This window comes from Streptomyces sp. NPDC048481, from assembly GCF_043200075.1.
Lineage (GTDB): Bacteria > Actinomycetota > Actinomycetes > Streptomycetales > Streptomycetaceae > Streptomyces.
Window position 1 is genome coordinate 556,320 of the sequence record NZ_JBICXC010000003.1, and the last position, 26,826, is coordinate 583,145.

Annotated in this window: 24 protein-coding genes and 1 riboswitch; of the genes, 12 read left to right on the top strand and 12 right to left on the bottom strand. The window is 69.6% G+C overall.

Annotated features, from left to right (window positions below; translation table 11 throughout):
• Positions 1 to 79 precede the first annotated feature (79 nt).
• Complete coding sequence (locus ACGFSH_RS13180; RefSeq protein ID WP_393347802.1) at positions 80 to 802, top strand: VOC family protein; 723 nt, start codon at positions 80 to 82, stop codon at positions 800 to 802.
• Positions 803 to 969: 167 nt separating this feature from the next.
• Complete coding sequence (locus ACGFSH_RS13185) at positions 970 to 2,355, top strand: serine hydrolase domain-containing protein (RefSeq protein WP_393347804.1); 1,386 nt, start codon at positions 970 to 972, stop codon at positions 2,353 to 2,355.
• Positions 2,356 to 2,451: 96 nt separating this feature from the next.
• Here ACGFSH_RS13185 and ACGFSH_RS13190 read toward each other — a convergent pair whose 3' ends face one another.
• Together ACGFSH_RS13190 and ACGFSH_RS13195 are read right to left on the bottom strand one after the other, a co-directional pair.
• Positions 2,452 to 2,904 carry a GNAT family N-acetyltransferase gene (locus tag ACGFSH_RS13190; protein WP_393347806.1) on the bottom strand — a complete coding sequence of 151 codons (453 nt, stop codon included), beginning with the start codon at positions 2,902 to 2,904 and terminating at the stop codon, positions 2,452 to 2,454.
• A 10-nt stretch (positions 2,905 to 2,914) separates the two neighbouring features.
• Entirely contained in the window at positions 2,915 to 3,385 is a 471-nt protein-coding gene (locus tag ACGFSH_RS13195; RefSeq protein WP_393347808.1) for a MarR family winged helix-turn-helix transcriptional regulator, read from the bottom strand.
• Between the two features lie 142 nt (positions 3,386 to 3,527).
• On the opposite strand from ACGFSH_RS13195, the gene ACGFSH_RS13200 reads away from it, so the two are divergent.
• Positions 3,528 to 4,745 carry an MFS transporter gene (locus ACGFSH_RS13200; RefSeq protein ID WP_393347810.1) on the top strand — a complete coding sequence of 406 codons (1,218 nt, stop codon included), beginning with the start codon at positions 3,528 to 3,530 and terminating at the stop codon, positions 4,743 to 4,745.
• 106 nt (positions 4,746 to 4,851) lie between these two features.
• A complete protein-coding gene (locus ACGFSH_RS13205; protein ID WP_393347812.1) occupies positions 4,852 to 5,271 on the top strand; it encodes a heme-binding protein in 420 nt (139 codons plus the stop codon).
• A gap of 76 nt (positions 5,272 to 5,347) precedes the next feature.
• Here the strand turns inward: ACGFSH_RS13205 and ACGFSH_RS13210 are convergent, their stop codons facing one another.
• Complete coding sequence (locus tag ACGFSH_RS13210; protein WP_393348133.1) at positions 5,348 to 6,214, bottom strand: GNAT family N-acetyltransferase; 867 nt, start codon at positions 6,212 to 6,214, stop codon at positions 5,348 to 5,350.
• Between the two features lie 471 nt (positions 6,215 to 6,685).
• On the opposite strand from ACGFSH_RS13210, the gene ACGFSH_RS13215 reads away from it, so the two are divergent.
• Positions 6,686 to 7,978 carry a globin domain-containing protein gene (locus ACGFSH_RS13215; RefSeq protein WP_393348135.1) on the top strand — a complete coding sequence of 431 codons (1,293 nt, stop codon included), beginning with the start codon at positions 6,686 to 6,688 and terminating at the stop codon, positions 7,976 to 7,978.
• A 71-nt stretch (positions 7,979 to 8,049) separates the two neighbouring features.
• On the opposite strand, the gene ACGFSH_RS13220 is transcribed toward ACGFSH_RS13215, so the two are convergent.
• From ACGFSH_RS13220 to ACGFSH_RS13240, 5 genes are all read right to left on the bottom strand, one after another.
• Positions 8,050 to 8,532, bottom strand: a complete 483-nt coding sequence (locus ACGFSH_RS13220) for an NUDIX domain-containing protein (RefSeq protein ID WP_393347814.1) — start codon at positions 8,530 to 8,532, stop codon at positions 8,050 to 8,052.
• Between the two features lie 87 nt (positions 8,533 to 8,619).
• Positions 8,620 to 9,525: a LysR family transcriptional regulator gene (locus tag ACGFSH_RS13225; RefSeq protein WP_393347816.1), complete on the bottom strand. Its 906-nt coding sequence runs from the start codon at positions 9,523 to 9,525 to the stop codon at positions 8,620 to 8,622.
• Positions 9,526 to 9,753: 228 nt separating this feature from the next.
• Positions 9,754 to 10,911 (bottom strand): cystathionine gamma-lyase, encoded by a 1,158-nt coding sequence (locus ACGFSH_RS13230; protein WP_393347818.1) that lies wholly within the window; start codon positions 10,909 to 10,911, stop codon positions 9,754 to 9,756.
• Positions 10,908 to 11,399, bottom strand: coding sequence for a low molecular weight protein-tyrosine-phosphatase (locus ACGFSH_RS13235; RefSeq protein WP_393347820.1), 492 nt, complete (start codon positions 11,397 to 11,399; stop codon positions 10,908 to 10,910). The genes ACGFSH_RS13230 and ACGFSH_RS13235 overlap by 4 nt, the downstream gene beginning before the upstream one ends.
• Positions 11,400 to 11,405: 6 nt before the next feature.
• A complete protein-coding gene (locus ACGFSH_RS13240) occupies positions 11,406 to 11,783 on the bottom strand; it encodes a phage holin family protein (protein ID WP_393347822.1) in 378 nt (125 codons plus the stop codon).
• 58 nt (positions 11,784 to 11,841) lie between these two features.
• Between ACGFSH_RS13240 and ACGFSH_RS13245 the strand changes: the two genes are divergently transcribed.
• The 4 genes from ACGFSH_RS13245 to ACGFSH_RS13260 all read left to right on the top strand — a co-directional run bounded on the left by ACGFSH_RS13245 (position 11,842) and on the right by ACGFSH_RS13260 (position 14,176).
• On the top strand, positions 11,842 to 12,159 hold the full coding sequence (locus ACGFSH_RS13245) for a cupin domain-containing protein (protein ID WP_329417147.1): 318 nt from the start codon (positions 11,842 to 11,844) through the stop codon (positions 12,157 to 12,159).
• 179 nt (positions 12,160 to 12,338) lie between these two features.
• The gene (locus tag ACGFSH_RS13250) at positions 12,339 to 12,551 is read left to right on the top strand and encodes a DUF5326 family protein (RefSeq protein WP_329411658.1); all 213 of its coding nucleotides are present in this window, start codon (positions 12,339 to 12,341) and stop codon (positions 12,549 to 12,551) included.
• 214 nt (positions 12,552 to 12,765) lie between these two features.
• Complete coding sequence (locus ACGFSH_RS13255; protein WP_393347824.1) at positions 12,766 to 13,629, top strand: IclR family transcriptional regulator; 864 nt, start codon at positions 12,766 to 12,768, stop codon at positions 13,627 to 13,629.
• Between the two features lie 100 nt (positions 13,630 to 13,729).
• Positions 13,730 to 14,176, top strand: coding sequence for an SsgA family sporulation/cell division regulator (locus ACGFSH_RS13260; RefSeq protein ID WP_329411654.1), 447 nt, complete (start codon positions 13,730 to 13,732; stop codon positions 14,174 to 14,176).
• A 227-nt stretch (positions 14,177 to 14,403) separates the two neighbouring features.
• Here ACGFSH_RS13260 and ACGFSH_RS13265 read toward each other — a convergent pair whose 3' ends face one another.
• Positions 14,404 to 15,900: a YibE/F family protein gene (locus tag ACGFSH_RS13265; RefSeq protein WP_393347827.1), complete on the bottom strand. Its 1,497-nt coding sequence runs from the start codon at positions 15,898 to 15,900 to the stop codon at positions 14,404 to 14,406.
• A gap of 632 nt (positions 15,901 to 16,532) precedes the next feature.
• Positions 16,533 to 16,722, top strand: a riboswitch (TPP riboswitch).
• Here ACGFSH_RS13265 and thiC point away from each other — a divergent pair.
• Positions 16,715 to 18,616 carry a phosphomethylpyrimidine synthase ThiC gene (gene thiC, locus ACGFSH_RS13270; RefSeq protein WP_393347829.1) on the top strand — a complete coding sequence of 634 codons (1,902 nt, stop codon included), beginning with the start codon at positions 16,715 to 16,717 and terminating at the stop codon, positions 18,614 to 18,616. (Overlaps the previous riboswitch by 8 nt.)
• Before the next feature lie 457 nt (positions 18,617 to 19,073).
• Positions 19,074 to 20,606, top strand: a complete 1,533-nt coding sequence (locus tag ACGFSH_RS13275) for a VWA domain-containing protein (protein WP_393347831.1) — start codon at positions 19,074 to 19,076, stop codon at positions 20,604 to 20,606.
• Between the two features lie 478 nt (positions 20,607 to 21,084).
• Here the strand turns inward: ACGFSH_RS13275 and ACGFSH_RS13280 are convergent, their stop codons facing one another.
• The 3 genes from ACGFSH_RS13280 to ACGFSH_RS13290 all read right to left on the bottom strand — a co-directional run bounded on the left by ACGFSH_RS13280 (position 21,085) and on the right by ACGFSH_RS13290 (position 25,311).
• Positions 21,085 to 21,951 (bottom strand): hypothetical protein, encoded by an 867-nt coding sequence (locus tag ACGFSH_RS13280; protein ID WP_393347833.1) that lies wholly within the window; start codon positions 21,949 to 21,951, stop codon positions 21,085 to 21,087.
• 346 nt (positions 21,952 to 22,297) lie between these two features.
• Entirely contained in the window at positions 22,298 to 23,383 is a 1,086-nt protein-coding gene (locus tag ACGFSH_RS13285) for a metallophosphoesterase (RefSeq protein WP_393347835.1), read from the bottom strand.
• 815 nt (positions 23,384 to 24,198) lie between these two features.
• Positions 24,199 to 25,311, bottom strand: coding sequence for a LacI family DNA-binding transcriptional regulator (locus tag ACGFSH_RS13290; protein WP_393347837.1), 1,113 nt, complete (start codon positions 25,309 to 25,311; stop codon positions 24,199 to 24,201).
• Between the two features lie 417 nt (positions 25,312 to 25,728).
• Here ACGFSH_RS13290 and hisC point away from each other — a divergent pair, with 417 nt between their 5' ends.
• Positions 25,729 to 26,808, top strand: coding sequence for a histidinol-phosphate transaminase (hisC, locus tag ACGFSH_RS13295; protein WP_393347839.1), 1,080 nt, complete (start codon positions 25,729 to 25,731; stop codon positions 26,806 to 26,808).
• Positions 26,809 to 26,826 lie beyond the last annotated feature (18 nt).

A 26,826-nucleotide genomic window follows, 5' to 3' on the forward strand; every position in this document is an offset into this window, starting at 1 on the left:
CGGCGTTAATCAGTTGACCGGGTGGCGCCTGGTGGGCAGGCTCCAGCGCGAGCCGTCTGCCTCGACCGGGAGCCCATGGATGACTTCTCGCCTGCACGCGCTCTGTATCGATGCGCAGGACCCGATTCGTCTTGCGCGCTTCTGGGCGGATTTCCTCTCCTGGGAGAGAGCCGAGGACTGCTCCGACGGCACCACACTGCTGCCCAGCGACGAGACCGGCTTCCGACTCCGTTTCCTTCCGTCCCAGACGCCGAAGAGCGGCCAGAACCACATGCACTTCGATCTGACCAGCACGTCCCTCGACGACCAGAGACAGGTGGTGGAGAGGGCCCTCCGACTCGGCGCCCGGCACATCGACATCGGGCAACGCCCGGAAGAGGGGCATGTGGTGCTCGCCGACCCCGAAGGCAATGAGTTCTGTGTCATCGAGCCGGGCAACAGCTTTCTCGCCGGGTGCGGATTCATCGGAGCGCTGGCGGGCGACGGGTCGCAGGAGACCGGGTACTTCTGGAGTCGGGCGCTGGGCTGGCCATTGGTCTGGGACCAGGACCAGGAGACCGCGATCCGTTCACCGCACGGTGGCCCGAAGATCACGTGGGGTGGTCCCCCCTTGATGCCGAAGACGGGGAAGGAGCGGCTGCACTTCGACCTCGCTCCACCGGCCGGGGGTGACCAGCAGTCGGAGGTCGAACGGCTCGTCTCCCTCGGAGCAACGCGCATCGACAGAGGCCAGGAGGACGTCGACCGGGTGGTGATGGCCGACCCCGACGGTCACGAGTTCTGTGTGTTGACCCCTCGATAGGCGGCAGGGAAGCGGATCGCCTGCGCTTCGCCAGGGTTCGGACCGGGTTGTGCCGTTCGGACGGCGCCCGCGTGTGGAGGCGGCGCGTCGCGCGCGAGCGGACACATCCTGGGCGACCAGGGCGAAATGGACTCGACGCCGGTCGCCGGGCCGGGTGGACTGGCCCCATGACGACACCTCAGGAAGAGCTGCTGCCCGGTACCCGGCGTGCGCTGCTCCACCGGATCGCCGTGGCCCAGAACGAGGGGCGTGCTCCGTCGCTGGTCGCCGCCGTCGTGAGGGGCGGGCGTGCCGTGTGGCACGGGGCGCGGACCTCGGTCGACGGGCACGGCCCGGACGAGAACGTGCAGTACCGGATCGGCTCCATCACCAAGACCTTCACCGCCGTCCTCGTGCTGCGGCTACGGGACGAGGGGGCGCTCGACCTCGGTGACCCGTTGGAGAAGCACCTGCCCGGGACCGGCGTGGGCGAGGTCACGATCGCCGAACTGCTGGCGCACACCGGCGGTCTGGCGGCCGAGACGCCTGGTCCGTGGTGGGAAAGGACCCCGGGCTCACTGCGGCCCGAACTCGGTGACGTCCTCGGCGACCGACCGGCTCCGCATCAGGCCGGTCGGTGGTTCCACTACTCCAACCCCGGCTACACCGTTCTCGGAGCCCTGGTCGAGCGGCTGCGCGGCGCGCCTTGGGAAGAGGTGCTGCGGTGCGAAGTCCTCGAACCCCTGCGACTCCGCCGCACGAGCACTCATCCCGAGGCTCCGGCCGCGGGCGGCTGGGCAGTGCATCCCTGGGCCGACGTCATGCTGCCGGAGCCCGCCGAGGACTTCGGGCGGATGGCGCCGGCGGGGCAGCTCTGGTCCACCACAGGCGATCTGGCGCGGTTCGCCGTCTTTCTCGCGCGGGGCGACGACCGGGTGCTGAGTGTGGAAACACTACGCGAGATGGGAACCCCCGCTGCTCCGGCCGGACCGGCGGACCTGGCGGACGGTGCGTCCTACGGACTGGGACTGCAGATCCAGCACCGGGGCGGACGGCTGCTCGTGGGCCATTCCGGATCGGTTCCCGGCTTTCTGGCCACGCTCGTGGTCGGCGTCGAGGACGACGTGGCCGCGGTCGTGCTCGCGAATTGCACGTCGGGGCTGCTGACCTCCCAGGTCGCGGCCGATCTCGTGCGGATCGTCGCCGAGTCCGAGCCACGGATTCCCGAGCCGTGGCGTCCGTTGCCGGCGATCGAGGAGTCGGTCCTGGAGCTGGCGGGTCAGTGGTATTGGGGAACCGGTCCGGTCGCGCTGCGGGTGTCCGCTGACGGATTCCTCTCTCTGGGGCCCCTGTCCGGTGGTGGCCGGCGCTCCCGGTTCCGGCCGAACGGTGACGGCACCTGGACCGGGCTGGACGGCTACTACGCCGGAGAGATCCTGCGGGCGGTACGGCGTCCGGACGGGAGCGTGGATCACCTGGACCTGGGGTCGTTCGTCTTCACACGCCGGCCTTATGAGGAGGGCACTGCGGTGCCAGGCGGTGTCGACCCGGCCGGGTGGCGAGGGATCGGCTAGACGCTCTTGCTCGTGGTGGGGAGTCCTGTTTCACGTGAAACAGGACTCCCCACCACGAGCGATGTGCTTCTCCGGGAAGAGGTTTCGGAGCCGTTTTCAGAGCTGCAGCTTGAAACCCACGTGGGAGGCGACGAAACCGAGCCGTTCGTAGAAGCGGTGGGCGTCCGTGCGGGTGTTGTCGGAGGTCAGCTGAACCAGTTGGCAGTTCGCCCGCCGGGACTCCTCGATCGCCCACTCGATGAACCGTGTGCCCAGGCCGCTGCCGCGCTCGTCGGCGTGCACACGGACACCCTCGACGATGGATCTGGTCGAGCCCCGCCGGGACAGGCCCGGAACGATCGTCAGCTGGAGGGTGCCGACCACCCGTCCCTCACGAACGGCGACGACCAGGCGCTGGTTCGGGTCGGCGGTGAGCCGTTCCAGCGCAGCAAAGTACGGCCCGAGGTCGTCCGGTGACTCACGCTGTGCGCCCAGAGCGTCGTCCGCGAGCATCGCGACGATCGCGGGAACGTCCTCGGCGACGGCAGCGCGTATCTCAAGATCTCCCATGGCCGCCACTCTACGCAGGCAGGGTCACAGGCTCCTTGAGCGATTCCACGACCCTGACGAGAGGGGTCAGCTCCGGGTTCCTGGCAGCTTCGTCGAGAGCCTCGCGCAGGGCGGAGTCGTTGGTCGGACGGGCTTCGCCGAGCAGTGCCAGGCCGGCTGCGGTGACGTTGGTGTAGATGCCGCGGCGGTCGGTAGGGCACAGGTAGCGCTCGAGCAGACCGCGGTCCTCCAGCCGGGTCACCAGCCGGGTGGTCGCGCTCTGGCTGAGGACGACCGCGTCGGCCACCTGCTTCATCTGCAGATGCCCGCCGTCGCCGTCGTGCTGCCGGCTGAGGACGTCGAGCAGGGAGTACTCGCGCACGCTCAGGTCGTGGTGTGCCTGCAGTGCCCGTTCGATATGGGCCTCGATCCTCCCGTGCAGGAGCGAGAGGGCGCACCAGCCCTGGGCTAGGGCGGTGAGCGCGGGGTCCGTGGCAGTCATGGCGGTTCTCCTCCGTCCCGGAACGGCTGCCATCCAGGGTAGAGCACATCTGCAATTGCCAGCGTTTGCCATTAGCCCGCGTCTGCAACTATTGTCGAAGCACGCAAAGCGCTCCTGCAATCATCTGGGAAGGTGTCACCCTATGCCTCTCGCGCTTCTGGCCCTCGCGATCGGGGCCTTCGGAATCGGGACGACCGAATTCGTGATCATGGGTTTGCTGCCCGAGATCGCGGACGACTTCGCCGTGTCGATCCCCACGGCCGGATTCCTCGTGACGGGCTACGCGCTCGGCGTCCTGTTCGGCGCCCCCCTCATGACGGTCCTCGGCACCAAGATCTCCCGCAAGACGATGCTGATGCTGCTGATGGGCCTGTTCATCGCCGGCAACCTGCTCTCCGCGGTCGCCCCGGTCTTCGCCGTGATGCTGATCGGCCGCGTGGTCGCGTCCCTCGCCCACGGCGCGTTCTTCGGCATCGGATCGGTCGTCGCTGCCGACCTGGTCGCACCGGACAAGAAGGCCGGCGCCATCGCGATGATGTTCACCGGCCTCACTGTCGCGAACGTGGTCGGCGTGCCCCTGGGCACCCTCGTCGGACAGAACGTCGGATGGCGGGCCACCTTCGCCGTCGTCGCCGCGCTCGGTGTCGTCGGCCTCATCGGCATCGCCAGGCTGGTGCCAGAGATGCCGCGCGTGGAAGGCGTGCGTCTGCGGCACGAGCTGGCCGCTCTGAAGAACGCCCAGGTCCTGCTCGCCATGGCGATGACCGTTCTCGGCTTCGGCGGCGTTTTCGCGGCCATCACCTACATCGCGCCGATGATGACGCACGTGGCCGGCTTCGCCGACGGTTCCGTGACCTGGCTGCTGGTCCTCTTCGGTCTCGGCATGGTCGGCGGGAACCTGATCGGCGGCAGGTACGCCGACCGGGCGCTGATGCCCATGCTCTACGTCTCTCTGGGGGCCCTGGCCGTCGTCCTGGCGCTCTTCACCGTCACCGCCCATCACAAGGTCCTGGCGGCCATCACGATCGCCCTGATCGGCGCCCTGGGGTTCGCGACTGTCCCTCCGCTGCAGAAGCGCGTCCTGGACCAGGCGCACGGCGCCCCCACGCTGGCCTCCGCCGTGAACATCGGCGCCTTCAACCTCGGCAACGCGCTGTCCGCCTGGCTCGGCGGTCTCGTGATCGCGGCCGGACTGGGCTACACCGCGCCCAACTGGGTCGGCGCCGCCCTGGCAGCGGGCGCCCTGCTGCTCGCCGTCGCCTCGGCCGCGCTGGAGCGCCGTGACAGCGCACGCGCCCACTCCGGGCACGTCGTCTCCGGCAGCCCCTCCGCCGAGCGTGAGACGGCCGTCCAGCACTGAGTCCGCCCGATTCACCCGGCGAGGCCGCGCCCGCGGCGCGGTCACCCGGCCCGAACCCTTCCGTACGTCTGCGACCGCATCCCCCCGTTTCGAGGAGTACTTCCGCATGAACACCATCACCGCCGTGCCTTTGACGATCCACGACGCCGAGACCCTCGTGGCGGCGGCGCACACCGCCGCCGAGGCCGCCGGGGTGACCGTCAGCGTCACGGTGCTCGACGCGGGCGGTCATCTGCTGGCCTTCCGGAGGGACGACCGAGCGGTGCTGATCTCCGGAGAGACGAGCACCCGCAAGGCGTACACCGCTCTTCAGCTGAATGCCGCCACGGCCGACCTCGTGGACGCCGTTCAGCCCGGCGGCCCCTTCCACACCCTGCCCACCGCGCTCGACCGGCCGCTGCTGTTCATCGCGGGCGGAGTGCCCATCCACCGCGACGGGCGTCTGATCGGGGCGCTCGGAGTGGGCGGCGGAGCCCCCGAACAGGATCACGGCTTCGCCACGGCCGCGGTGAACGCACTCGTCTGACACGGACCCCGTCCCACGAAGAGCGCCGTTTGCCTGACCAGGCAAACGGCGCTCTTCACGGAACAGTCGTGTGCTGTCAGCCGGCCGCCACCGTCAGGGGAGCGAAGCGGCGACGCCAGTCGCCCGGGAGTTCCGCGATCCCATAGGTCATGACGGAGTTGAACGCCACGGTTTCCAGGCCCCGCGCCTTGACCCAGTCCAGAAGCTCCTCGTGCCGTACGTCGATGTCGGTGCGCAGCGGCCGGTCCGTGCCTGAAGCGAGCGAGGCCAGAAGGGCCTTCGCGGTCTCCGTGTCCCGGGCGATCAGCGGGCCCACGACGTGAGTCTCCATGTTGGGCCATGCGGCCGCGTACCCGATGATCCGGCCCTCGTCCTCAGCGACGCGCAACTGATCGGCGAACGCGGGCAGGCGGGTGATCACCTGTGTGCGGTCGGCGCCGAATACCTCTTCGTCGAGTCGCAGGATCGAGGTCAGGTCCTCCGCCGTGGCCGAACGGGTGGCCACCCCTGAGGCCGGCTCCTGCGTGGCGAAGCGCCCACGCACCATCTCCGCCCGGCTCGTGGACTTGAAGCCCAGCTCCTCATAGAGCGGACGGCCGTTCGGGGTGGCATGCAGAGTGAGAGGCGTGGCGTCCATCAACGACACGACATGGCGCATCAAACGCCTGCCGACGCCTTGACGGGCGTGCCGTTCGGCGACCAGCACCATGCCGATGGCGCCAAGACGAGGACGCCCGTGCGGACCGTACTCGGTGACGACGCACGCGGCGACGAGGCCTCCGGCCGGGTCGTCGATGCCGTAGCCCTGTCCCGCGGAAAGGAGGAAGCCCCACTTGTGCTCCTCGCGAGGCCACCCCCGATCCTCGGACAAGTCGGCACAGGCGGTGAGATCGCGGCGGGTCAGACGGCGGATGGGCCAAGCGGTGGGAGAAGGAGTCGGCACGCAGGTCAGGCTGTCCGAATCGGGTGGTCCCCGTCCACCCGATTCCTCTGGACGAGCGTCCTTTTGGCCATGCCATGGCCCACACAGCACACCATGTCGGTAGACGGGCAGCGTTTCACGTGAAACAGAGGAGCGTGCGGGCCGCCCTCTGCCGAAGCGCGGCGCACGTTTCACGTGAAACGTGCGGCGTTCGCGGAAGCTCTAAGCGCCGTGGCGTAGCCGCGTGCTCACCGACGACCCGGAGAGGCACGATCGCATCCGTCTCGAATTCCCCTGCCCCATAGGGCGATCGGGCGGAACCGCCGATACACCTTCCTCGTACCCGGGTGTGCCCGAGGGGTACTCGTACGGCTGACGGCGGCCGGTAGGGTCGAATCCGGTGGCTTCCGGGGCGAGGCGCGCGAGACGCGAGACGTCGTCTTTCCGGCAGTGCGCCGACCGGCAGAGCAGACCTTCGAGGCGAGGCACATCATGGACGGTCCGGTCACCAGGTCGGCTGACGACGGCCCGCCCGGTGGCGAAGGCGGTTGGTTCGCCTTACCGAAGCAGCTGGAGCAGCCGAACGCGGCCACGGAGGGCGAGCCGCGGCCGGCCGTCGTGCCCGGTGGTCACCTTGGCCCGGTCCAGCGGTCCGCACCCCCCGGAGGGGCGTCCCCGGACGCCGTGCTCGTCCGCCGCACTATGGCCGAGGTGACTCCGGTCGCAGACGAGTTCACCTCGTACTTCTACGCGGCACTCTTCGTCCGCCACCCCGACCTGCGCTCTCTCTTCCCTCCCGCCATGAAAGTCCAGCGGGACCGGTTCCTGAAGGCCCTGCTGACCGCCGCCGAGCACATCGACGACGCACCGTTCCTGATCGAGTACCTGCAGAACCTGGGCCGCGGTCACCGCAAGTACGGCACGCGGGCCGAGCACTATCCAGCCGTCGGCGAGTGCCTCCTCGGCGCGCTGAGCAGGTACGCCGGCGCCGTGTGGGACGGCCGGGCCGAAGCGGCCTGGGTGCGGACCTACACCAGGCTCTCCCAGGTCATGATCGACGCGGCGGCCGCCGACGAACTGCGTGCACCGGCCTCGTGGCACGCGGAGGTCGTCTCGCACGAGCCGAGGACACCGGACGTCGCGATCCTGACCGTCCGTCCCGACCAGCCCTACGCCTTTCGCGCCGGACAGTACGCCGGACTCGAGACGCCCTGGTGGCCGCGAATCTGGCGGCACTATTCCTTCGCCTCCGCGCCCCGCTCCGACGGTCTGCTGACGTTCCACGTGAAGGCCGTGCCGGCAGGCTGGGTTTCCACCGCACTGGTCCATCGCGTCCGGCCGGGCGACGTCCTCCGGCTCGGGCCGGCGACCGGTTCGATGACCGTGGACCACAACCGAGGCAGCGGACTGCTCTGCCTGTGCGGCGGTACGGGCATCGCCCCCGTCAAAGCGCTGGTCGAGGAGGCAGCGGAGCATGGCAGACGGCGCCCGGTCGAGGTGTTCTACGGCGCCCGCAGTGTTCACGACCTGTATGACATCGAGACGATGCGCGGTCTGCAGCGGGCGCACTCCTGGCTGGAGGTTCGTCCCGTGATCGACAGGAACGGGCTGACGCAGTTGCCCGACGCCTTACGCACCTTCGGTCCCTGGACCGATCACGACGCCTGTGTCGCCGGCCCGCCGGGCCTGATCCGCAGTGCGGTGGAGGCCCTGCGAGATGCCGGTGTCTCCCGGAAGCGCATACGCCATGACGCGGTCGAGGAACTCGTCGTCCCCGGCGGGTGACGAGGGGCCCAAGCAGCGCCCCGGGCCGGTCCTGGTCGTTCCGGCGCGAGCGGACGGCGGTCGGCCGGACCTCAGCCGAGGTCGGGGGCGTGCATGGCCCGGACGCCCTCGATATTGCCGTCCAGATAGTGCCGCAGGGACAGCGGGACGAGGTGGACGGAGGCGATGCCGACCCGGGTGAACGGCACCCGGACGATCTCGTACTCGCCGGCCGGTTCCTCCACCTCGGGCCCGTGCCGCAGCGCCGGGTCCATGGACTCCAGACGGCAGACGAAGAAGTGCTGCACCTTCACGCCTGTCGTGGCGGCGTCCGCGCCGATGTGCTCGACAGTGTCGACGAAGCAGGGCACCACATCCGTGATCTTGGCGCCGAGTTCCTCGTACACCTCGCGATGCAGGGCATCCACGACCGTCGCGTCGTCCGGCTCGACCCCGCCACCGGGCGTCACCCAGTAAGGATCGACACCGGGCTTGGTGCGCTTGATCAGGATCAGGTTGTCGCCGTCGAGAAGAACAGCTCGTGCGGTGCGCTTGACCACGGGGCGTACGGTCATGGGAGAAATGTGGCCCCGCTGGTTCCACGTGAAACATCCCGAGAGGTCACTGGTCGGGCGCGTCTCGTCACGTAGCCGTCCCAGGGCTCAGCACCAAGCGGCGGCCGCGCCCAGCAGCAGGTCGTGCGCTCGTGCGACATGCGGCATCGCGAGCGTCCCGGTACGCACCGCCAGAACATAGGTCCGCAGCGGCGGCACAACCGGCTCGTACACCGCGACGACGTCCCCGCGGGCGAGCGCGGACGCACACAGATACCGCGGAAGGACCGCCAGACCGGCTCCCGCGACCGCACAGGTGAGGACCGCCCGTAGATCGGGCACGATGACGGTGCCCGAAGCGGTGGGGCGGGCGTCGAAGACGGACGCCCAGTAGCGGGTGACCAGGGGCAGCGACTCGTGTACCTCGATGACGGGGAGCTGCGCCAGCGCGGACGCGTCCTTGCGGTGCAGCCTGTCGGAGTCGATCCGTCCGGCCCACCGAGAACCAGCGACCAGCACGTGCTCCTCGTCGCACAACGGGGTCGCCGTGAGCAACGCCCCGCGGGGCCTGGCCGTGCTGATGGCCAGGTCGTGGTGGCCTGCGGCCAGGCCTTCCAGGACCTCCTCGGCGGTGCCGAAAGAGGCGCGCAGAGCGAACCTCTGGCCGTCGTCGCCGGACAGTTCGGCCAGGGCCGGAAGAGCCCGTTCGGCGGTGAACTCGGGCGGACCGGCGAGATGCAGCGTCCGCGCGGCGGACTCCTCGTCGAGACCGGTCTCGGCGATGCCCACCAGAGCGTCGAGGTGAGGAGCAGCCTTGTGGGCGAGTTCGTTCCCGATGCTCGTCGGCGTCACACCGCGGGGCTGCCGCAGGAACAGGGGGCGTCCCACCTGCCGCTCCAGCGTGCGGATCTGAGAGGTGACGGCGGGCTGGGACAGGCCCAGCAACGCGGCGGCGCGTGTGAAGGAGCCGGCTCGGTGCACGGTCACGAAGGTGCGCAGCAGGGCCAGATCCATCGGGCGTCCTCCCCCTTCCCGCCTTTCGCCGGGCTCTCGGACAGGATCCAACTATAAATAAGTCGATAGGCCACTGCCGCTACCGTGATTGGACACTGACAGAGAGTCAACTAGCCTTGTGGACGCGGTTCTTCGCGCGCAGAACCGAGGGCGGTCCGAGCCACGAGGGGGGAGGCTCGGACCGCTCTGCGCCCGGGGAGGGGCACCGGTGAGGCGTCCGTAAGCCGGTCATCGACCCGATGCCTCCAGGGCGCGCAGCACATCCGCCACGAGATCCTCGGGATCCTCGGCACCCACGGACAGCCGGATGAACCCCTCGGGCACGGCGTCCCCGCCCCAGCGTCCGCGACGTTCCGCGGTGGAGCGCACTCCCCCGAAGCTCGTCGCCTCGTCGACGAGCCGCAGCGCGTCCAGGAACCGCTCGGCATGGGCGCGGGTGGCCAGCGTGAAGGAGACCACGCACCCGTAGCGCCGCATCTGCTGCGAGGCCACCTTGTGGGAGGGATCGTCGGGCAGTCCCGGGTATCGCAGGCCACTCACCTCGGGCCTGTCCCGCAGTGCCTCGGCCACGGCCAGAGCGGTCGTGTTCTGCCGGTCGACCCGCATCTGCAGGGTGGCGATCGAGCGGTGGGCGAGCCAGGCCTCCATAGGTCCCGGGATCGCTCCGACGATCTTGCGCCAGCGCCGGACGGCGGTCATCGGCTCGCCGGCGCGCCCGGAGACGTATCCGAGGAGGATGTCGCCGTGACCGGTGAGCTGCTTGGTGCCGCTGGCCACCGAGAAGTCGGCGCCCAGTTCCAGCGGGCGTTGTCCGAGTGGGGTGGCGAGCGTGTTGTCCACGGCCACCAGTGCGCCCTGCGCGTGCGCCGCGTCGGCGAGCCTGCGGATGTCGCACACGTCGAGGCCCGGGTTCGAGGGGGTCTCGATCAACAGCAGCTTCGCGCCGTCGAGCACCTCGATCTGGGCATCCGCGCCGGTCGGAGCGGTGCGCACCTCGATGCCGTACGCCTCCAGCTGGGCGCGGGCCAGCGGCAGCGCCTGGTAGCCGTCGCCCGGCAGCACGACGGCATCGCCGGCGCGCAGCTGCGAGAAGAGCACCGACGAGATCGCGGCCATGCCGGAGGCGAAGACGAGCGTCTCGACGCCGTCCCGGCCCGGCGCCTCCAGCTCGCCGATGGCGTGCTCCAGATGGGTCCAGGTCGGGTTCTCGTCACGGCCGTAGGTGTAGGGGCCCGTGGGCTCTCCCGGCAGGTGGAAGTGCGCCGCGAACACCGGCCCGGGAAGGGTGGGCTCGTACTTCACGGGCTCGGGCAGCCCGGCGCGCACCGCGCGCGTGCCGTCGCCGGAGCCCGGAGGAACCCCCTCGTTCGTAGCGGAACCGTTCATGCCACCTGTCCTTCCACGTCCTCACGCACGGTGGCGAGCAGACCGGTGCTCGCCGCCTCCACCATCTCAAGGCATTCCTCGAAGCCCTCACGGCCCCCGTAATAGGGGTCGGGGACGTCCAGGTCGTCGCCCGCCGCGGGGTCGTACGCACGCATCAGGCGCACCTTCGCCGCATCCTGCGCCGAGGGGGCGAGGCTGCGCAGCGCCTTGAGGTGCCCGAGGTCCAGGGCGACGACCAGGTCGAGGCGGGCGAACCAGGACGCCTCGAAACGCCGGGCCGTGTGGTCGAGTGCGTAACCGTGCTCCTCGAGGACGGACTGAGCACGCGGGTCGGCCTTCTCGCCCTCGTGCCAGTCGCCCGTGCCGGCGCTGTCGACCTCGACCAGGCCGTCGAGCCCGGCCTCCTCCACCCGCGCGCGGAAGACCGACTCGGCGATCGGCGAGCGACAGATGTTGCCCGTGCAGACGAAACAGACGCGGTACGCCATCGCCGGTCAGTCCTCGTCGGGCAGCACGACGTTGAGCGCCCAGGAGACGACGGAGATGATCAGGCCGCCGAGAACGGCGGTCCAGAAGCCTTCCACGTGAAAACTCAGGTCGAGCTTGTCGGCAAGCCACGAAGTGAGCAGCAGCATCAGGGCGTTGACCACCAGGGTGATCAGACCGAGCGTAAGGATGAACAAGGGGAAGGTCAGTACCTTGACGATCGGCTTGACCAGGAAGTTCACCAGACCGAAGAGGAGGGCGACGACGAGGAGGGTGCCGATTTTTTTGCCCGTGCTGTCACCGGTCAGGGTGATCTTGTCGAGCAGCCAGACGGCGACCGCCAGAGCACCTGCGTTGGCGATCGTCTTGACTAGGAAATTCTTCATGTGTCTGATCGTGGCAGAGAGATCGCCAATGAGCACCGGACGAGAGCGGACAAGGCTGATGAAGGCATTCCGGTTGGATGAACTGGAGGCGGAACGAGCCGCCAACGACGGCGCCTACCTGCAGTTTCTGCGCGAACGGAACATGTCGGTCGGCCTGTACGCGCTCGAGGCCGGCACTCATGATCCACAGAATCCGCACGCCCAGGACGAGGTGTACTTCGTGGTGAGCGGCCGCGCCTCGATCACCGTCGGCCTGGAGACCACACAGGTGGCCCGCGGGAGCGTGGTGTACGTCCCGGCGGGCGTCGCCCACAAGTTCCATCACATCAGCGAGGATCTGCGGGTCCTGGTGGTGTTCTCGCCGCCCGAGAGCTGACCTCCTCCGCCTTGCCGCCGACCCGCGGCCTCGGGGTTCCCTAAGGGTTCGATCAGGGGAGGACAAGGGATCCGAGGCCCCCGTCGGCCCTTCGTCGGACCTAGCATCGACGCAGGACATCGAATGATCCGGTGCGACAGAGCACCGGAAGTCGATCGAAGAGGATGAGGACCAGGGCCATGCAAGAGATCTTCTCGGGACTGCCGTGGTGGGTGAAGTGGGTCGCGGTGCCGGTCATCGCGCTGGTCGTGTTCGGCGGACTGATAGCCAGTGTCGTCGGCTTCGTGATCGGCCTGCTCTTCAAGCTGCTGGTCTTCGTGGCGCTGGTCGGCGGACTGGTCTACGTCGTGCGGAAGTTCATGTCGAGTTCCTCGTCGCGCAGCGACTGGTGAGGCGCGGGGGCCGGTGAGCGGCGCCGGAGGCCGGGGACGGTAACAGGAATCGCCGGTTCCCTCGGCCGGGGGAAGTTTTCCCACAGCCCGTCTGCAAGCGGTGGCAGACGGTTAAAGTCCGGAATTCGACGCGGGGACGACGCCCCGCGAGCGGTACGCCCCCTCCCGTGTTCCCCCGCACGGACCGCCCCCTCGCGCTCCGGGAGTGCCCCCCTTGTCCTCGGTCGACACCGCAACCGCCACCACGTACGCGTCCCCCACCCCGCCGCGTTCCCTCGCACCTCCGCTCCAGCGGCCGCCCGACCCGGCGGTCCCCGAGCAACCGCACCCGGCGGCCACCCTGATCGGTTCCGTACAGCGCGCCATGAGGCTGCTGGAAACCGTCGCCGAGCACGAGTTCGGAGCCCCGGCGAAGCAACTCGCCCGCGAGACGGGCCTCGCCCTGCCCACGGCCTACCACCTCCTGCGCACCCTCGTGCACGAGGGCTATCTGCGCCGGGACAAGGGGCTCTTCTTCCTCGGCGAGGCCGCTGAACGGCTCGGCAGCAGCGGGGCCGCGCAGAAACGTCGCAGCACCGTCGCCGACACTCTCGCCCAGTGGCGCGATTCGATCGGTGTCCCCGTGTACTACGCGCGGTACCGGGACGGGGAGATCGAGATCATGTGCGTCTCCGACACCCCGGGCAACCCGGCGGTGGAGGAATGGGCCGACTTTCGCGAGACGGGCCACGCGCACGCCATCGGCCAGTGCCTGCTCTCCCAACTGGACGAGGAGGCCCGGCGCGACCACCTGGGCCGCTATCCGGCTCAGTCGATCACCCCGTACACGGTGCGTGACAACCACACGCTGCTGCGACGCCTGGAGCGCATGCCGCGTATGGAACCGGTCGTCGAACGACAGGAGTACGCGCTCGGCACCGTGTGCGCCGCCATCCCGATCACCGTGGGCACCACGGCCGCGACGATGGCGATGTCACTCCCCGTGCATCACGCCGACCGGCTGCACGCCGCGGCCCGGCAACTGCAGAACGAGGTCGGACGGCTGCTGGGGTCTCTCGCGATCTCTATCAGTATCTGAAAACTCACTCCTTGTGATCTGTTGTGTACGTTCAGCAAGATGCCTGCAGTGTCAGAAGGTTCATTCCCGGCCAATCGACGGCAAATGACGGGGTTAGGCGATGCGCGAGTCCGTGCAGGCAGTACAGGCAGAGGTCATGATGAGTTTTCTCGTCTCCGAGGAGCTCTCGTTCCGCATCCCGGTCGAGCTGGGTTACGAGTCGTGCGATCCCTACGCGGTGCGGCTCACCTTCCACTTGCCCGGTGATGCCCCGGTGACCTGGACCTTCGGTCGGGAGCTGCTCATCGACGGGGTGGGCAGGCCGTGCGGTGAGGGCGACGTCCGCGTCTCGCCCGTCGATCCGGATGTGCTCGGGGAAGTGCTGATCCGGCTTCAGGTCTGCGGAGACCAGGCTGTGTTCCGTTCTTCGGCCGCCCCCTTGGTGGCGTTCCTCGATCGCACCGACAAGCTCGTGCCTCTGGGGCAGGAAGGCGCGCTCGCCGACTTCGACGCACATCTGGACGAGGCGCTGGACCGCATCCTCGCGGAGGAGCAGAGCGCGGGTTGACGGCCGGTGACCAGCTGTGGCGTAACGCTTCGTCACAAGGCGGGCATGCGCAGGAACGCTTCTCCATCGGTTCAGCAGCCCTTCCACCCAGTGGCCCGTCCATTCGTCCGGCCGCCGGCATGACGGCCCGTCCGGCCCTCCGGTTTCCTGGAGGGCCGGACGGGCGCGCGCCCGCTCACCCTCACGCACACGGGTCGGGTGCCGAGGTCGGGCGTTGGGAGCGCGGGTCAGCGTTTACGGCGCCTGCCGCGGCCGCCCCGGCCCGCGAGGAGGCCGGACGCCGCTCTCGCCTGAGCAGTCGCACCAGCCTGACCCGACGGAGCAGACGGAGCAGCCGGGCCGGTAGAAGCCGTCGAACCCGCGCGAGCCGCTGCCGGTGCCGTCACGGCCACCGAGTCGGTCCCCGGACGGTCGGCGGAGACCACGAGGGCGGCCAGCAGTGTCGTGACCGGTACGGAGGCGACCAGGCCGATCGAGCCCACCAGCGTCCGGACGATCTCCTCCGCCACCAACTCGCTGTTGGCGACGCCGCCCACACTGCTCTGCGCGATCGAGAACAGCAGCAACAGCGGCAGGGCGGCGCCGGCGTAGGCGAGGACCAGGGTGTTGACGACCGAAGCGATGTGGTCGCGGCCGATACGGATGCCCGCCCGGTAGAGCCCTCGTCGGCCCATCGAGGGGTTGGCCTCGTGCAGTTCCCAGACCGCCGACGTCTGGGTGACCGTCACGTCGTCGAGGACGCCGAGCGAGCCGATGATGATGCCGGCGAGCAGCAGGCCGCTCATGTCGATCGACGGGTACAGGCCGTGGATCAGGCCCGTGTTGTCGTCCGTGTTGCCGGTCAGCGCAGCCCAGTCGATGAACAGCGAACCGAGAACGCCGATGAGCAGCAGGGAGACCAGGGTGCCGAGTACGGCGACAGAGGTGCGGGCCGACAGCCCGTGACACAGGTACAGGGCGATCAACATGATCGCGCTCGATCCCACCACCGCCACGACCAACGGGTTCGAGCCCTGCAGGATCGCCGGCAGCACGAAGAAGTTCAGCACCAGGAAGCTGATGGCCAGCGCGACCAGAGCCATCACGCCCCGGAGCCGCCCGACGACCACGACCGCGATCGCGAAGATGCCGGCCAGCACGGACATCGGAATGCGGCGGTTCACGTCGGTGACCGAGTACTGCAGGTCCTTCGGTGCGGAGGGCTCGTAGGCGACCACGACCTTCTCGCCCTGCTCCAACTGCCGGGTCTGGTCCGGCTGGACGATCTCCGTGAACGTACGGCCCTTGTCGTCGCCCGTGTCCACCCGGATCGTCGCCTTCTTGCAGGTGCCCTTCGCCTGCTGCTGCGCCGAAGAGCCCTCGGCCGTCGACGTGTCACCCGTCGGAGCGGCGCCCGAGGCGTTCACCGAGGCGCAGCTCACGCTCACGACCTCGGTGACCGTGGCCTGCTGGGTCTGCCGGTCGAATCCGACCCCGGTGCGTTCGTGTGCCGGCGCGCCGCCGGGCCACAGCACCACGAGCCCGGCCAGGACGGCGACGCCGAACGGGATGAGGGTGGCCGCGATGACCTTCCGCAGATGCCGGGAGACGGGAGCGGCCGGACCGTGGCTGTGGCTGTGACCATGAGAATGCCCGTGCCCGTGCCCCTGCCCGAGCTGGTGCTCACCGTGTCGGGCGGGTGCAGGTTCGTCGGCGGATCCGGTCCCCGGCGTGTCTCCCGACACCGGTCCACGGACGCCGACCCCCACCCCGTGCCCGCTCTGCGGGTCGAGGCCGAGGCCGAGGCCATGGCCCCGGCCCGGGGCCGAGCCGAAGCCGGCGCCAGGACCTGGAACGGGGTGGGAGCCGGTTCCGCGTCCGGGACCATGGCCTTGCTCATCTTCCCCGTCGTGCCGGGGCCGGCCCTCATGGAGGCCGTTGCCGCCCGCATCGCTCCCGTACCCGTACGCGTAACCGCCCTCGTAGCCACCCCTGCGGTCCTGCGCCGTGCCCGGGTTCCTGCCAGGGCCGGCGTCAGGCCCCTGACCGCCCGGCGTCCGGGCGCGCCTCAGGCCGCCCAGCCCTCCCGCGTACCCCGGCTCCTGGCCGGGCCCCTGCCCCTGAGCACGCCCGGGGTGGTGAGGCTGCCCAAAGCCGTCACCAGTGCCACTGCCACCGCGGTTGACGTCCTGAGGACTTTTCTGACCGTCCCCGGAGACACCGCCAGGGCTGTCGGCTGGGCCGTTTCCGGCGCCTGGACGACCGTGCGGCTCGGACGGGAACGGGGGAGGGGGTGGAGTGGTCACCGACCGATCATCGCAAGAACGACGGGGGCCCTCTGTTCACCGCGCCCGGATTGACGCTAGCGTGGAGGCACTTTTGCACACGCGGGAGCTCGGAGCACCGGGCTGAGAGGGCGCTGACCTCCGTCTTCGCGATGTTTCACGTGGAACGTCCCTCACGTCGAGGGATGTTTCACATGAAACGTCGGTGGACGGTAGCCGCTGCGTCGACCGCCGAACCTGTTACCGGGTAATGCCGGCGTAGGGAGTAGGTCTCATGACCAAGAAGGACGCACGCACGCCTGCCTCCGTGCAGAACGCGACCAGCGAGAACGCGGCGGACGAGAGCCCGCTCAACGCGGACGCACCCACCGAAAGCCCGCTCGACGCGCATGCGGTTGGTGCGACTGCCGTCGACGGGAGCGACGCGGAGGCCAGGAAGTCCATCGGCTGGCACAAGGGGTATGTCGACGGCGCTCGCGCCGACCTCCGGGTACCGGTCCGTCAGGTGCATCTGACCAACGGGAAGTCGGTCACGCTCTACGACACCTCAGGCCCGTACACCGATCCACTCGTCGAGACCGACGTCCGCAGGGGCCTTTCGCCGTTGCGTGAGAGCTGGATCATCGCCCGTGGAGACACCGAGGAGTACGCGGGGCGTCCGATCCGCCCCGAGGACGACGGCATCAAGCACACCTCGCCGCGTGGCGGTCTGCGTAACCTCGACGCCGTCTTCCCCGGCCGGCCCCGGCTCCCGCGCCGCAGCCGGGACGGCAAGGCCGTCACCCAGCTCGCGTATGCGCGGCGGGGGGAGATCACCCCCGAGATGGAGTTCGTTGCCATCCGAGAGAACGTTTCTCCCGAGGCGGTCCGTGAGGAGATCGCCGCCGGCCGTGCCGTGCTGCCGGCCAACGTCAATCACCCGGAGATCGAGCCGATGATCATCGGCAAGAGGTTCCTGGTCAAGGTCAACGCCAACATCGGAAACTCGGCCGTGACGTCCTCCATCGAGGAGGAGGTCGAGAAGATGACCTGGGCCACCCGGTGGGGTGCCGACACGGTCATGGACCTGTCCACGGGACGCAATATCCACACCACCCGCGAGTGGGTGCTGCGCAACTCCCCCGTTCCCATCGGCACCGTGCCGCTGTACCAGGCGCTGGAGAAGGTCGACGGGCGCGCCGAGGAGCTGACCTGGGAGATCTACAAGGACACGGTCGTGGAGCAGGCCGAACAGGGCGTCGACTACATGACCGTCCACGCAGGCGTGCGTCTTGCGTATGTTCCGCTCACCGCCAACCGCAAGACCGGCATCGTGTCGCGCGGCGGCTCGATCATGGCGGCCTGGTGCCTGGCGCACCACAAAGAGTCTTTCCTGTACGAGAACTTCGAGGAACTCTGCGAAATCCTCGCCGCCTATGACGTCACCTACTCGCTCGGCGACGGGCTGCGGCCTGGCTCGATCGCTGATGCCAACGACGAAGCCCAGTTCGCGGAATTGAGGACGCTCGGGGAACTCAACACGATCGCCAAGCGTTTCCATGTACAGACGATGATCGAAGGCCCGGGCCACGTCCCGATGCACAAGATCAAGGAGAACATCGACCTTCAGCAGGAGATCTGTGATGAAGCTCCGTTCTATACGCTCGGCCCGCTGACGACGGACGTCGCGCCCGCGTACGACCACATCACCTCAGGCATCGGCGCCGCGATGATCGCGTGGTGGGGCACGGCCATGCTCTGCTACGTGACCCCCAAGGAACACCTGGGGCTGCCCAACCGGGACGACGTCAAGACCGGTGTCATCACCTACAAGATCGCCGCCCACGCGGCCGACCTTGCGAAAGGTCATCCCGGTGCGCAGGAATGGGACGACGCGCTGTCCGACGCGCGTTTCGAATTCCGCTGGGAAGACCAGTTCAATCTCGCTCTCGACCCGGACACGGCAAGGGAGTTCCACGATGAGACGTTGCCGGCAGAGCCCGCGAAGACGGCGCATTTCTGCTCGATGTGCGGGCCGAAGTTCTGCTCGATGAAGATCAGCCAGAGCATCAACGAGCGCTTCGGCGGTGGAGCGACGGAAGGCGCCTCGGCGGACGACATCGCCGAGGGGATGCTGCAGAAGTCGAAGGAGTTCGCCGCGAGCGGGAATCGGGTGTACCTGCCGCTGGCCGACTGAAAACCCGTCCCCCGTCGGCGCTGCCTGTCGGGTTGACCGTCCGGGCGGCGCCCGTGGGGACTGGCGGAACTCACAAGTATCGACGGAACGTGACGGAGACGGGGACGGGGGAACCGATGGAGGAACCGGTGGGGGCCGGTGGAAGGGCGGTCGGCCGCAGGGGCGCCGCGGGGTCCGGCAGTCAGTACCGGCGGATCCGCGACTCCGATGCGCCGAGTTCGCCGAGGCTGCCGAGGTCGATGAGTTCGCCGAGATCGTCGGGACGGTCGGCGAGAGGAGGGGGAGAAGCGCCGCCGCGAGCGCCGTCAGGGCAGGCGGCGATCCGGGAGGAGGGTGTCGTGTCCGTTCGGCTGAAGTAGTCCAGCCGGTTGGAGCCCTCGCGCCGGTTGATGTCTTCCGTTCGATTGGGGTCGTCCCGTCGGTTGAAGTCGGACGGCGACTCGGCACACTTGCCCCCATGACAGCGCGATCCATGAGCAAGGGCGCCAATCTGCCGATCGACTCACCGGATGTCCGGGTCGAACTCAGTTGGGCCGAGGGAGCCGGTGGGCCGGACATCGACGTCTCGGCGCTGCTGCTGACCGACGCCGGGCGGGTCCGGAACGACGGGGACTTCGTCTTCTACAACCAGCCGCTCCACGCGTCCGGCGCCGTGAGGCACCTCGGCAAGCGCCGCGACGCCGGAGTCGTGACGGACGCCGTCCAGGTCGACTTCCGCTCGCTGGAGAGCGCGATCACCCGGGTGGTGCTGTGCGCGTCCGCCGACGGTGGCGCCTTCGGGCAGGTGACCGGCCTGACGCTGCGAGTGTTCGGTGCCGACGGCCGGTCCGAGTCCGAGATGGCGCGCTTCGAGATGCAGGCCGACACGGAGACGGCCTTCATCGGCGGCGAGTTGTACCTGCGCGAGGGACGCTGGAAGTTCCGGGCGGTCGGTCAGGGCTACGCCTCCGGACTGGCCGGGCTGGCCACCGACTTCGGCATCACCGTCGACGAGGAGCCGGGGGAGACGACTGTGGCGGCGGCCTCGCCGATCCCACCCGTCCCGCCGAAGCCGCCCGTCGCCCCTGCCGCGTCCGCTGCGTCGGCGTGGCCTGGGCAGCCGGGTTCCGCTCCTGGGGGCCTACCGCCACATGGCGGTCCGGGCCATGCGTCTCCGGCCGGACTCCCTGCGGCACCTCCACCGGGCCGGCCGGGCCAGGCTCCCGGCTCGGCTTCGGGACCTCGTCTGACCAAGGGCGAGGAGCGGCTCCCCGTCGACATGCGCAAACGGCTGTCGTTGCGCAAGGAGCAGGTCGCCGTCAGTCTGAGCAAACGCGGAGCGGCCGGCATCAGCGCGCGCATCCTGCTCGTTCTCGACGCCTCGGGGTCCATGTCGTTCCTGTATTCCAAGGGCGTGGTGGCGGACGTCGTGGAGCGGATGGCAGCGGTGGCGGCGCAACTCGACGACGACGGGGAGATGCAGGCCTGGACGTTCGCCAGTGAGACGGCCCGACTCCCCGACCTGCGGATCGGCGAACTTCCCGAATGGCTGCGGCTGCATGTGCGAGTGGGTGAGATGAGTCTGTTCCGTCGGTCCAAGAAGCCTCGCAAGGGCATGGAACCGGGGCAGGTCGACATGCGTACGGTCGGTATCCAGAATGAGGAGCAGAAGGCGATTGCGCAGGTCAGAGACTTCGTCCGGGCGAATCCGGCGGATGCTCCGACCCTGGTGCTGTTCTTCTCCGACGGCGGGGTGTACCGCGACGCGGCGATCGAGCGGGAGCTGAGAGCGGCGGTCGAGGAACCCATCTTCTGGCAGTTCGTGGGGCTCGGGCGGTCCAACTACGGGGTGCTGGAGCGGTTCGACACGCTTCCCGGGCGGCGCGTCGACAACGTGGGGTTCTTCGCGGTGGACGACATCAGCACCGTCCCTGATCAGGAGCTATACGACCGGTTGCTGTCGGAGTTCCCCGACTGGATCAAGGCGGCGAGCCAGGCGGGCATCCTCTGAGGGCTCCGGTCGGGCTTTGGAGTCAGGCCTTCCGTCCTGGCCGTAAGGCGGTGGGCAACCGGCTGGTGTCGAGCCGGGTCGAAGACACCGGGCAGGGCAGCTCGCCGGAACGGGAGGCGGAGGCACCTCCACGACGCAGCCGTGCGTCGGCCGTTCGTTCAGGGCCGGTTGCCCACGGGGCAGACCGGGCCAGGCGGGACTCGACGCGGCCCGCCTCGCCCCGCCCGAACGCCGACCCGGGGCCAGGGCGTGGGCGCAGCCCAGGGCCCGGCTCCTGATTCGCCCTGCCCGGTACCTCCCTGCCCGGTACCTTTCTGCCCGGTCCCTTCCTGAAGGGAGCGCTTCCTGAGCCTCGGTCCCCCGGATGCCTCCCTGATCCGGTGCACCGATGCCCCGAACCCCGCCCTGCCTGAGTTCAGCCCGAGTCCCGCCTCAGTCCTGCCTGAGTCCTGCCTGCGTCGAAGTGGCGCAGGGACGGCTATTCGGGGTGGTGTTCCGGGCCGCCGAATTCGGGGCTGGTGTAGTCAGGGCTGCTGAAACTCGGCCGGGGCCCGGTCGAGCGTCCGTCGTCGGGGCTGCTGAAGCCCGGGCGACCGTAGCCGATCTTCGGGAGGCGGCCGGTGGGAGCGGGAGGGGAGGGTTCGGTGTGGGGGGCGGTCGCCACCCCGGGGTTGGCGAGCGCCTCGCGGAGAAACGGCAGAATGCCGCGTTCCAGCAGGGCTTCACGCCAGGCTTCCCTGGCCTGCGTGACCTCCTCGTTCTGTTCGCCGTACGAAGCGGCCTCCAGAGACGGCCGGTTGCGCAGTGCGGTGAGCAGCAGAGCGACGGTGGCGACGAGGATCGCCGCGGCAGCCACGGCTCCGAACGCCCAGCCCGCCGCGACCATGGTCCGGGCGAACGCCTGTTCCGGGGCGACTGCTCTGAGCAGGTAACCGACGAGCAGGAAGATCACCGCGGCGGTCCCGGCGAGTACGGGGGTGAGGACGGCGGCCACGGCGCCCGCTCCGGCGGCATGGGTCGCCTCGCCCATGGTGTTGGCCAGGTCCATCGTGGCGACGCCGGTGTCGGCGGAGCCTGATTCGGGCACGGTGGCCGCGGTGGACGGCGCGGGGTGGCGCAGCTCCTCGCGGACCTTCACGTAGTGCTGGTACTCGGCCGCCGCTGCCACCGTGATGAGCGCGGAGGCGTTGAGGGCCATGGTGCGCAGTTGCTCGGAGTTGAGCCGCTGTCCGACAGCGGCGAGGTCCGGGTGGTGTGGGGCGGAGCGCAGCGCCTCGTCGAGGATCCGCTCGTACTCCTGGCGGTCCTCGCTGTGCAGGTGCTGCGGAACGCTGTTCATCTGCATCCCCCGATGCTCCGTAGGGCTTGGGGCTCGCATGCCAACGAGCCGTCGGGCAGAAACGGAGGGGAGCCTGCTACGGATAAGCCGATGGTAGAGCGGCGACGGCATGCGGTGACAGGGGGTTTGCCGAAATTGGCCCCCGGCCTGCGGTCTCGCGGGCACCGCACGGGGCGGGGGCGCCCCGCCCCCGGTGGGAGGCGTCCGGGTGCCACGGGAAGGCGCGCGAAGCGCCGGGAAGCGCCGGGAAGGAAAAGTTCCCGAGGCTCCGGTGACACTCCGGGCGACCCCACGGATGCTTCGGAGGGCCTTCGGAAGCCCTTCGGGACGACTCCGGCAGGCCCCCGAACGTTCAGATCTGGAGGGGGAGTTGCTGGACCAGCAGCTTTCCGGCCATCGTCACGCCACCGTCCATCGCGATGGCCAGCCCGTCGGCGTAGACGTGCGGGCCGGCGACGTGCGGGCCGCCGTTGTCCTCGTCCTCCTCGGAGCCGACTTCGCCGAGCAGGTAGGGAATCGGGCTGTGGCCGTGAACGATCCGGGTACCGCCGTACGTATCGAGCAGGGAGCGGACGGCGTCCGCGCCGCCCTCGTCGCGGAAGGAGAAGCGCTTGGTGAACTTGCGGAACAGATCCCACACCTCGTCCGCGTCGTTGCGCGTGATGGTCTCGCGGACGGTGTCGTTGACGGCCTCGATCGAGTCGCCGTAGTCGAGGTAGGCGGTGGTGTCGGAGTGGACGAGCAGGTGGCCGTCGACCTCCTCGACGGCGTCGAGCCGGGCCATCCACTGCAGGTGGTGATCCTGGAGACGGTCCATGTCGTGCTTCTGGCCGCCGTTGAGCAGCCAGGCCGCCTGGAAGGTGGCGGTGCCGGCGCCGGAGTTGACCGGTGTGTCGCCGAAGCGCTTGGCGCCGAGGAGCAGGAGTTCGTGGTTGCCCATGAGCGCCTTGCAGTATCCGCCGGCCGCGGCGGCTTCCGCGGACAGCCGCATGACGAGGTCGATGACGCCGATGCCGTCGGGCCCGCGGTCGGTGAAATCTCCGAGGAACCACAGCCGGGCGGTGCCCGCGCACCAGTTTCCGGCGTCGTCGATCAGGCCCTTCTCCTGCAGTGCGGCCACCAGTTCGTCGAGGTAGCCGTGCACGTCGCCGACGACGAAGAGCGGGCCCGGGCCGGCCGCGGGCAGCGGAGCCTGCGCGGGCGCCGGGTCCACCACGACCTGGAGGGTGTCGCCGCGGCGGTTGATGACGGGCAGGTCGCGCTGGGTGGGCGTGTAGCCGTCGGGGTGCTCAAGGGGTTCCTCGAGGGGCGGCGCCGCGTCGCCGGGCTGTGTGCCGTGGGCGTACGGACCGGTCTCGTTGACGTACGCGGGCACCCGGAAGTCACGCAACGTCGCCGTCCGCTCCACCTCGGGTCCCTGACCGGCCCCCTGAGTCATCAGACCCCTCCACCATCGCGCCGCATCTGCACCCTGCGGGCTGCTTGGTCGCAGCGGCCCGCGGTGCCGTTCGCCCATCATAGGAATGCGGATCGTGCCGTGTGATGTCCCAGGGGTGCTGAATCGGAGCAAGGCTCCAGTTCATCGCGGCTTTCGCCCCGATTGGGCCGGGCTTCGGCAGCCGGAACTCATCCGACGGGCATGGTGCGGGCACGCGCGCACGGTCCCCGAGATCGGCTCCGCCGGTCGGCGCGGCGGTCCGCTCCGTCCGGGACGGAGGGCTCCGGCGACGTCCCAGAGGCGCTACCCAGCGGGTCGCAAGCCTTCTTCGGCGGGTTGCGGAGCACGTTTCGCGGCTTTCGCGGGCGGACGTCCGGGGTCGTCGCATCCGGGGAGCAGCGGGGGCGGCGAGCCGTTCGCCGCCGCTCCTGGTAGGCGCGCCACGCGGTCGGCGGCGACCACAGGGGTCTCGCGGAAATCGCCCGTACGTGCCCCTCGCTCAACCGCGTTGACGACCGCGGACAGCACTGCCACGGAATGCCACGGACCGACGTGGACTGACGTCGACCGACAGGGCCGACGTGGACCGACCAGCCGGGCGAGCCTCCGCACCTACGCACACGTGCCGAGCCGCGGACGGAAGCTCGATGAACCCGGCGGACCGGCGAACCCGGCGACCCGGCACAACCGAGCCGCCGTCGCCCTCCCGCCCCCCCCGGAAGGGGCGAGCGTGGCGCGGCGGCGGTTCGGACATGCGGGGCGGTCAGTGGGTTCGGGTATGGGGCTCGGTCGTGCGGCTCGGTCGGGGCGGCGGGCTACTTGCCCTCGGGGCCCCTCGGTGGGCTGACCGTCGTGCGGGGAGGGCGTCGCTGGGAGGAGGTCCGCACGATCAGTTCGGTCGGTATGACCTGCTCGACTGTTTCCTCCGCCTGTACGCCTTCGATCGCGTCGATGAGGAGCTGGACGACCGCGGTGCCGATGCGGCGGGGCTTCAGCGAGAGGGTCGTCACGGGCGGTTCGGTGTTGGCGTAGACCGTGGACTCGCTGCAGCAGACGATCAGCAGTTCCTCCGGCACCCGCAGCCCGTAGCGGCGGGCGGCAGCGAGCAGGTCCGTGCCGTTGGGGTCGAACAGGCCGTAGACGGCGTCGGGGCGGTCGGGCCGGGCCAGCAGCCGGTCGGCGGCGACGGCACCGGCGCAGGGGTCGTGCGCGGGGTAGGCCTCGTAGACGGGTTCCTGGCCCACCCGCTCGCACCACCGCAGATACGCGCTGGTCGACAGGTGTGTGTATGTGTCGGTCGTGGTGCCGGTGAGCAGGCCGATGCGGCGTGCGCCGGCGTCGGCCAGATGGTCGAGGATGTCGAGGACGGCGGTCTCGTGGTCGTTGTCCACCCAGGCGGTGACCGGGAGCGCGCCGGCCGGGCGGCCGTCGGAGACGACCGGTAACCCCTGCCGGACCAGCTCGCTGACCACGGGATCCTGGTCGGAGGGGTCGATGACGACCGTGCCGTCCAGGGCGACGTTCGACCACACGTCGTGGCGTGAGGTCGCCGGGAGGATGACGAGGGCGTAGCCGCGGGCGAGCGCTGCCGAGGTGGCGGCGCGTGCCATCTCCGCGAAGTACGCGAATTCGGTGAAGGTGAAAGGTTCATCCCCGTACGTGGTCACGGTCAGGCCGATGAGTCCTGACTTGCCGGTACGAAGGGTCCGGGCGGCCGCGGAGGGGCGGTAGCCCAGTCGGTCGGCGACCTCGCGGACATGGCGGCGGGTGGCGTCCGGGAGCCTGCCCTTGCCGTTGAGGGCGTCGCTTACGGTCGTGATGGAGACTCCGGCGGCGGCGGCCACGTCCCTGATGCCCGCCCGGCCCGGCCGGTTGCCTCGGCGTGAGGTTTCCGCGCGGCTCACCTGGTGCTTCCCTGCTGCTGTCATGGCGAGCCGATAGTAGGGCTCATTGGGTGGGGTAGGGCGGACGCATATGCACGCGTTGACAGGCACGTTTCTGCAAGGCTCATCGGGGCCAAGTGCCTTGGAAACAAAGCCGATTGGCTGCTTCCATGCCAGGACGTGACCTGTCTGCACGGGTGAGCCTGCCAAGGCGCGGATGTTTCGAAGAGGTCTCAACTCACCTGCACGAGGGATGCGCGCCACGGAGTGAGCCACCGGCGCGTAGATATATGTACAGCGCGCCCCCCGACGCGTACGCCTTCGTGTGTCTTCGTCCTCAGAAGTCGTAGAGGTCCCTCCGCTCCGGGAGCCGGTCTGTGGCCGACGACCTGTACGCACGCGGGCCGAATCCTCATAAGGTGAGCAGTATTGAAGCCGGTGGTGGTCATGAGGAGGACTGCGGTGAGCGAGACGAGCCCGAAGCTGCGCGCCGAGCTGGAGGGGGTCCCCACCTACAAGCCGGGCAGGCCGGCGATGGTCGGTGGTCCCGTGGCCTACAAGCTGTCCTCCAACGAGAACCCCTACCCGCCGCTGCCGGGCGTGATGGAGTCGGTGACGGCCGCGGCCGCCTCCTTCAACCGCTACCCGGACCTCGCCTGCACGGGCCTGGTGAGCGAGCTGTCCGAGCGTTTCGGGGTCCCGGCGTCCCACCTGGCCACGGGCACCGGCTCCGTCGGGGTCGCCCAGCAGCTCGTGCAGGCGACCGCGGGCCCCGGCGACGAGGTGATGTACGCCTGGCGGTCCTTCGAGGCGTACCCGATCATCACGCAGATCAGTGGCGCGAGGGCCGTGCAGGTACCGCTGACGCCGGGTGACGTGCACGATCTGGACGCGATGGCCGACGCGATCACCGACCGCACCCGGTTGATCTTCGTCTGCAACCCCAACAACCCCACCGGCACCGTCGTGCGGAGGGCCGAGCTGGAACGGTTCCTCGACCGCGTGCCGGGCGATGTGCTGGTCGTGCTCGACGAGGCCTACCGGGAGTTCATCCGCGACCCCGAGGTGCCCGACGGCGTCGAGCTGTACCGGGGCCGGCCCAATGTGTGCGTCCTGCGGACCTTCTCCAAGGCGTACGGGCTCGCGGGCCTGCGCGTCGGCTTCGCCATCGCCCACGAGCCGGTGGCGGAGGCGCTGCGCAAGACGGCGGTGCCGTTCGGTGTCAGCCAGCTGGCGCAGGAGGCCGCGATCGCGTCGCTGCGCGCCGAGGACGCGCTGCTCGGCCGCGTCGGCTCCCTGGTCTGCGAGCGGCTGCGGGTGGTCGAGGCCCTGCGCGCGCAAGGCTGGACGGTGCCCGACACGCAGGCCAACTTCGTGTGGCTGCGCCTGGGCGAGCACACGGTTCCCTTCGCGGGGGCGTGTGAGCAGGCCGGCGTCGTGGTGCGGCCGTTCCCGGGCGAGGGCGTGCGGGTGACGATCGGCGAGAACGAGGCGAACGACATCTTCCTGAAGGCGGCCGAGGGGTTCCGCAAGGACCTGTAGGGCGCGCGCATCCGGCTT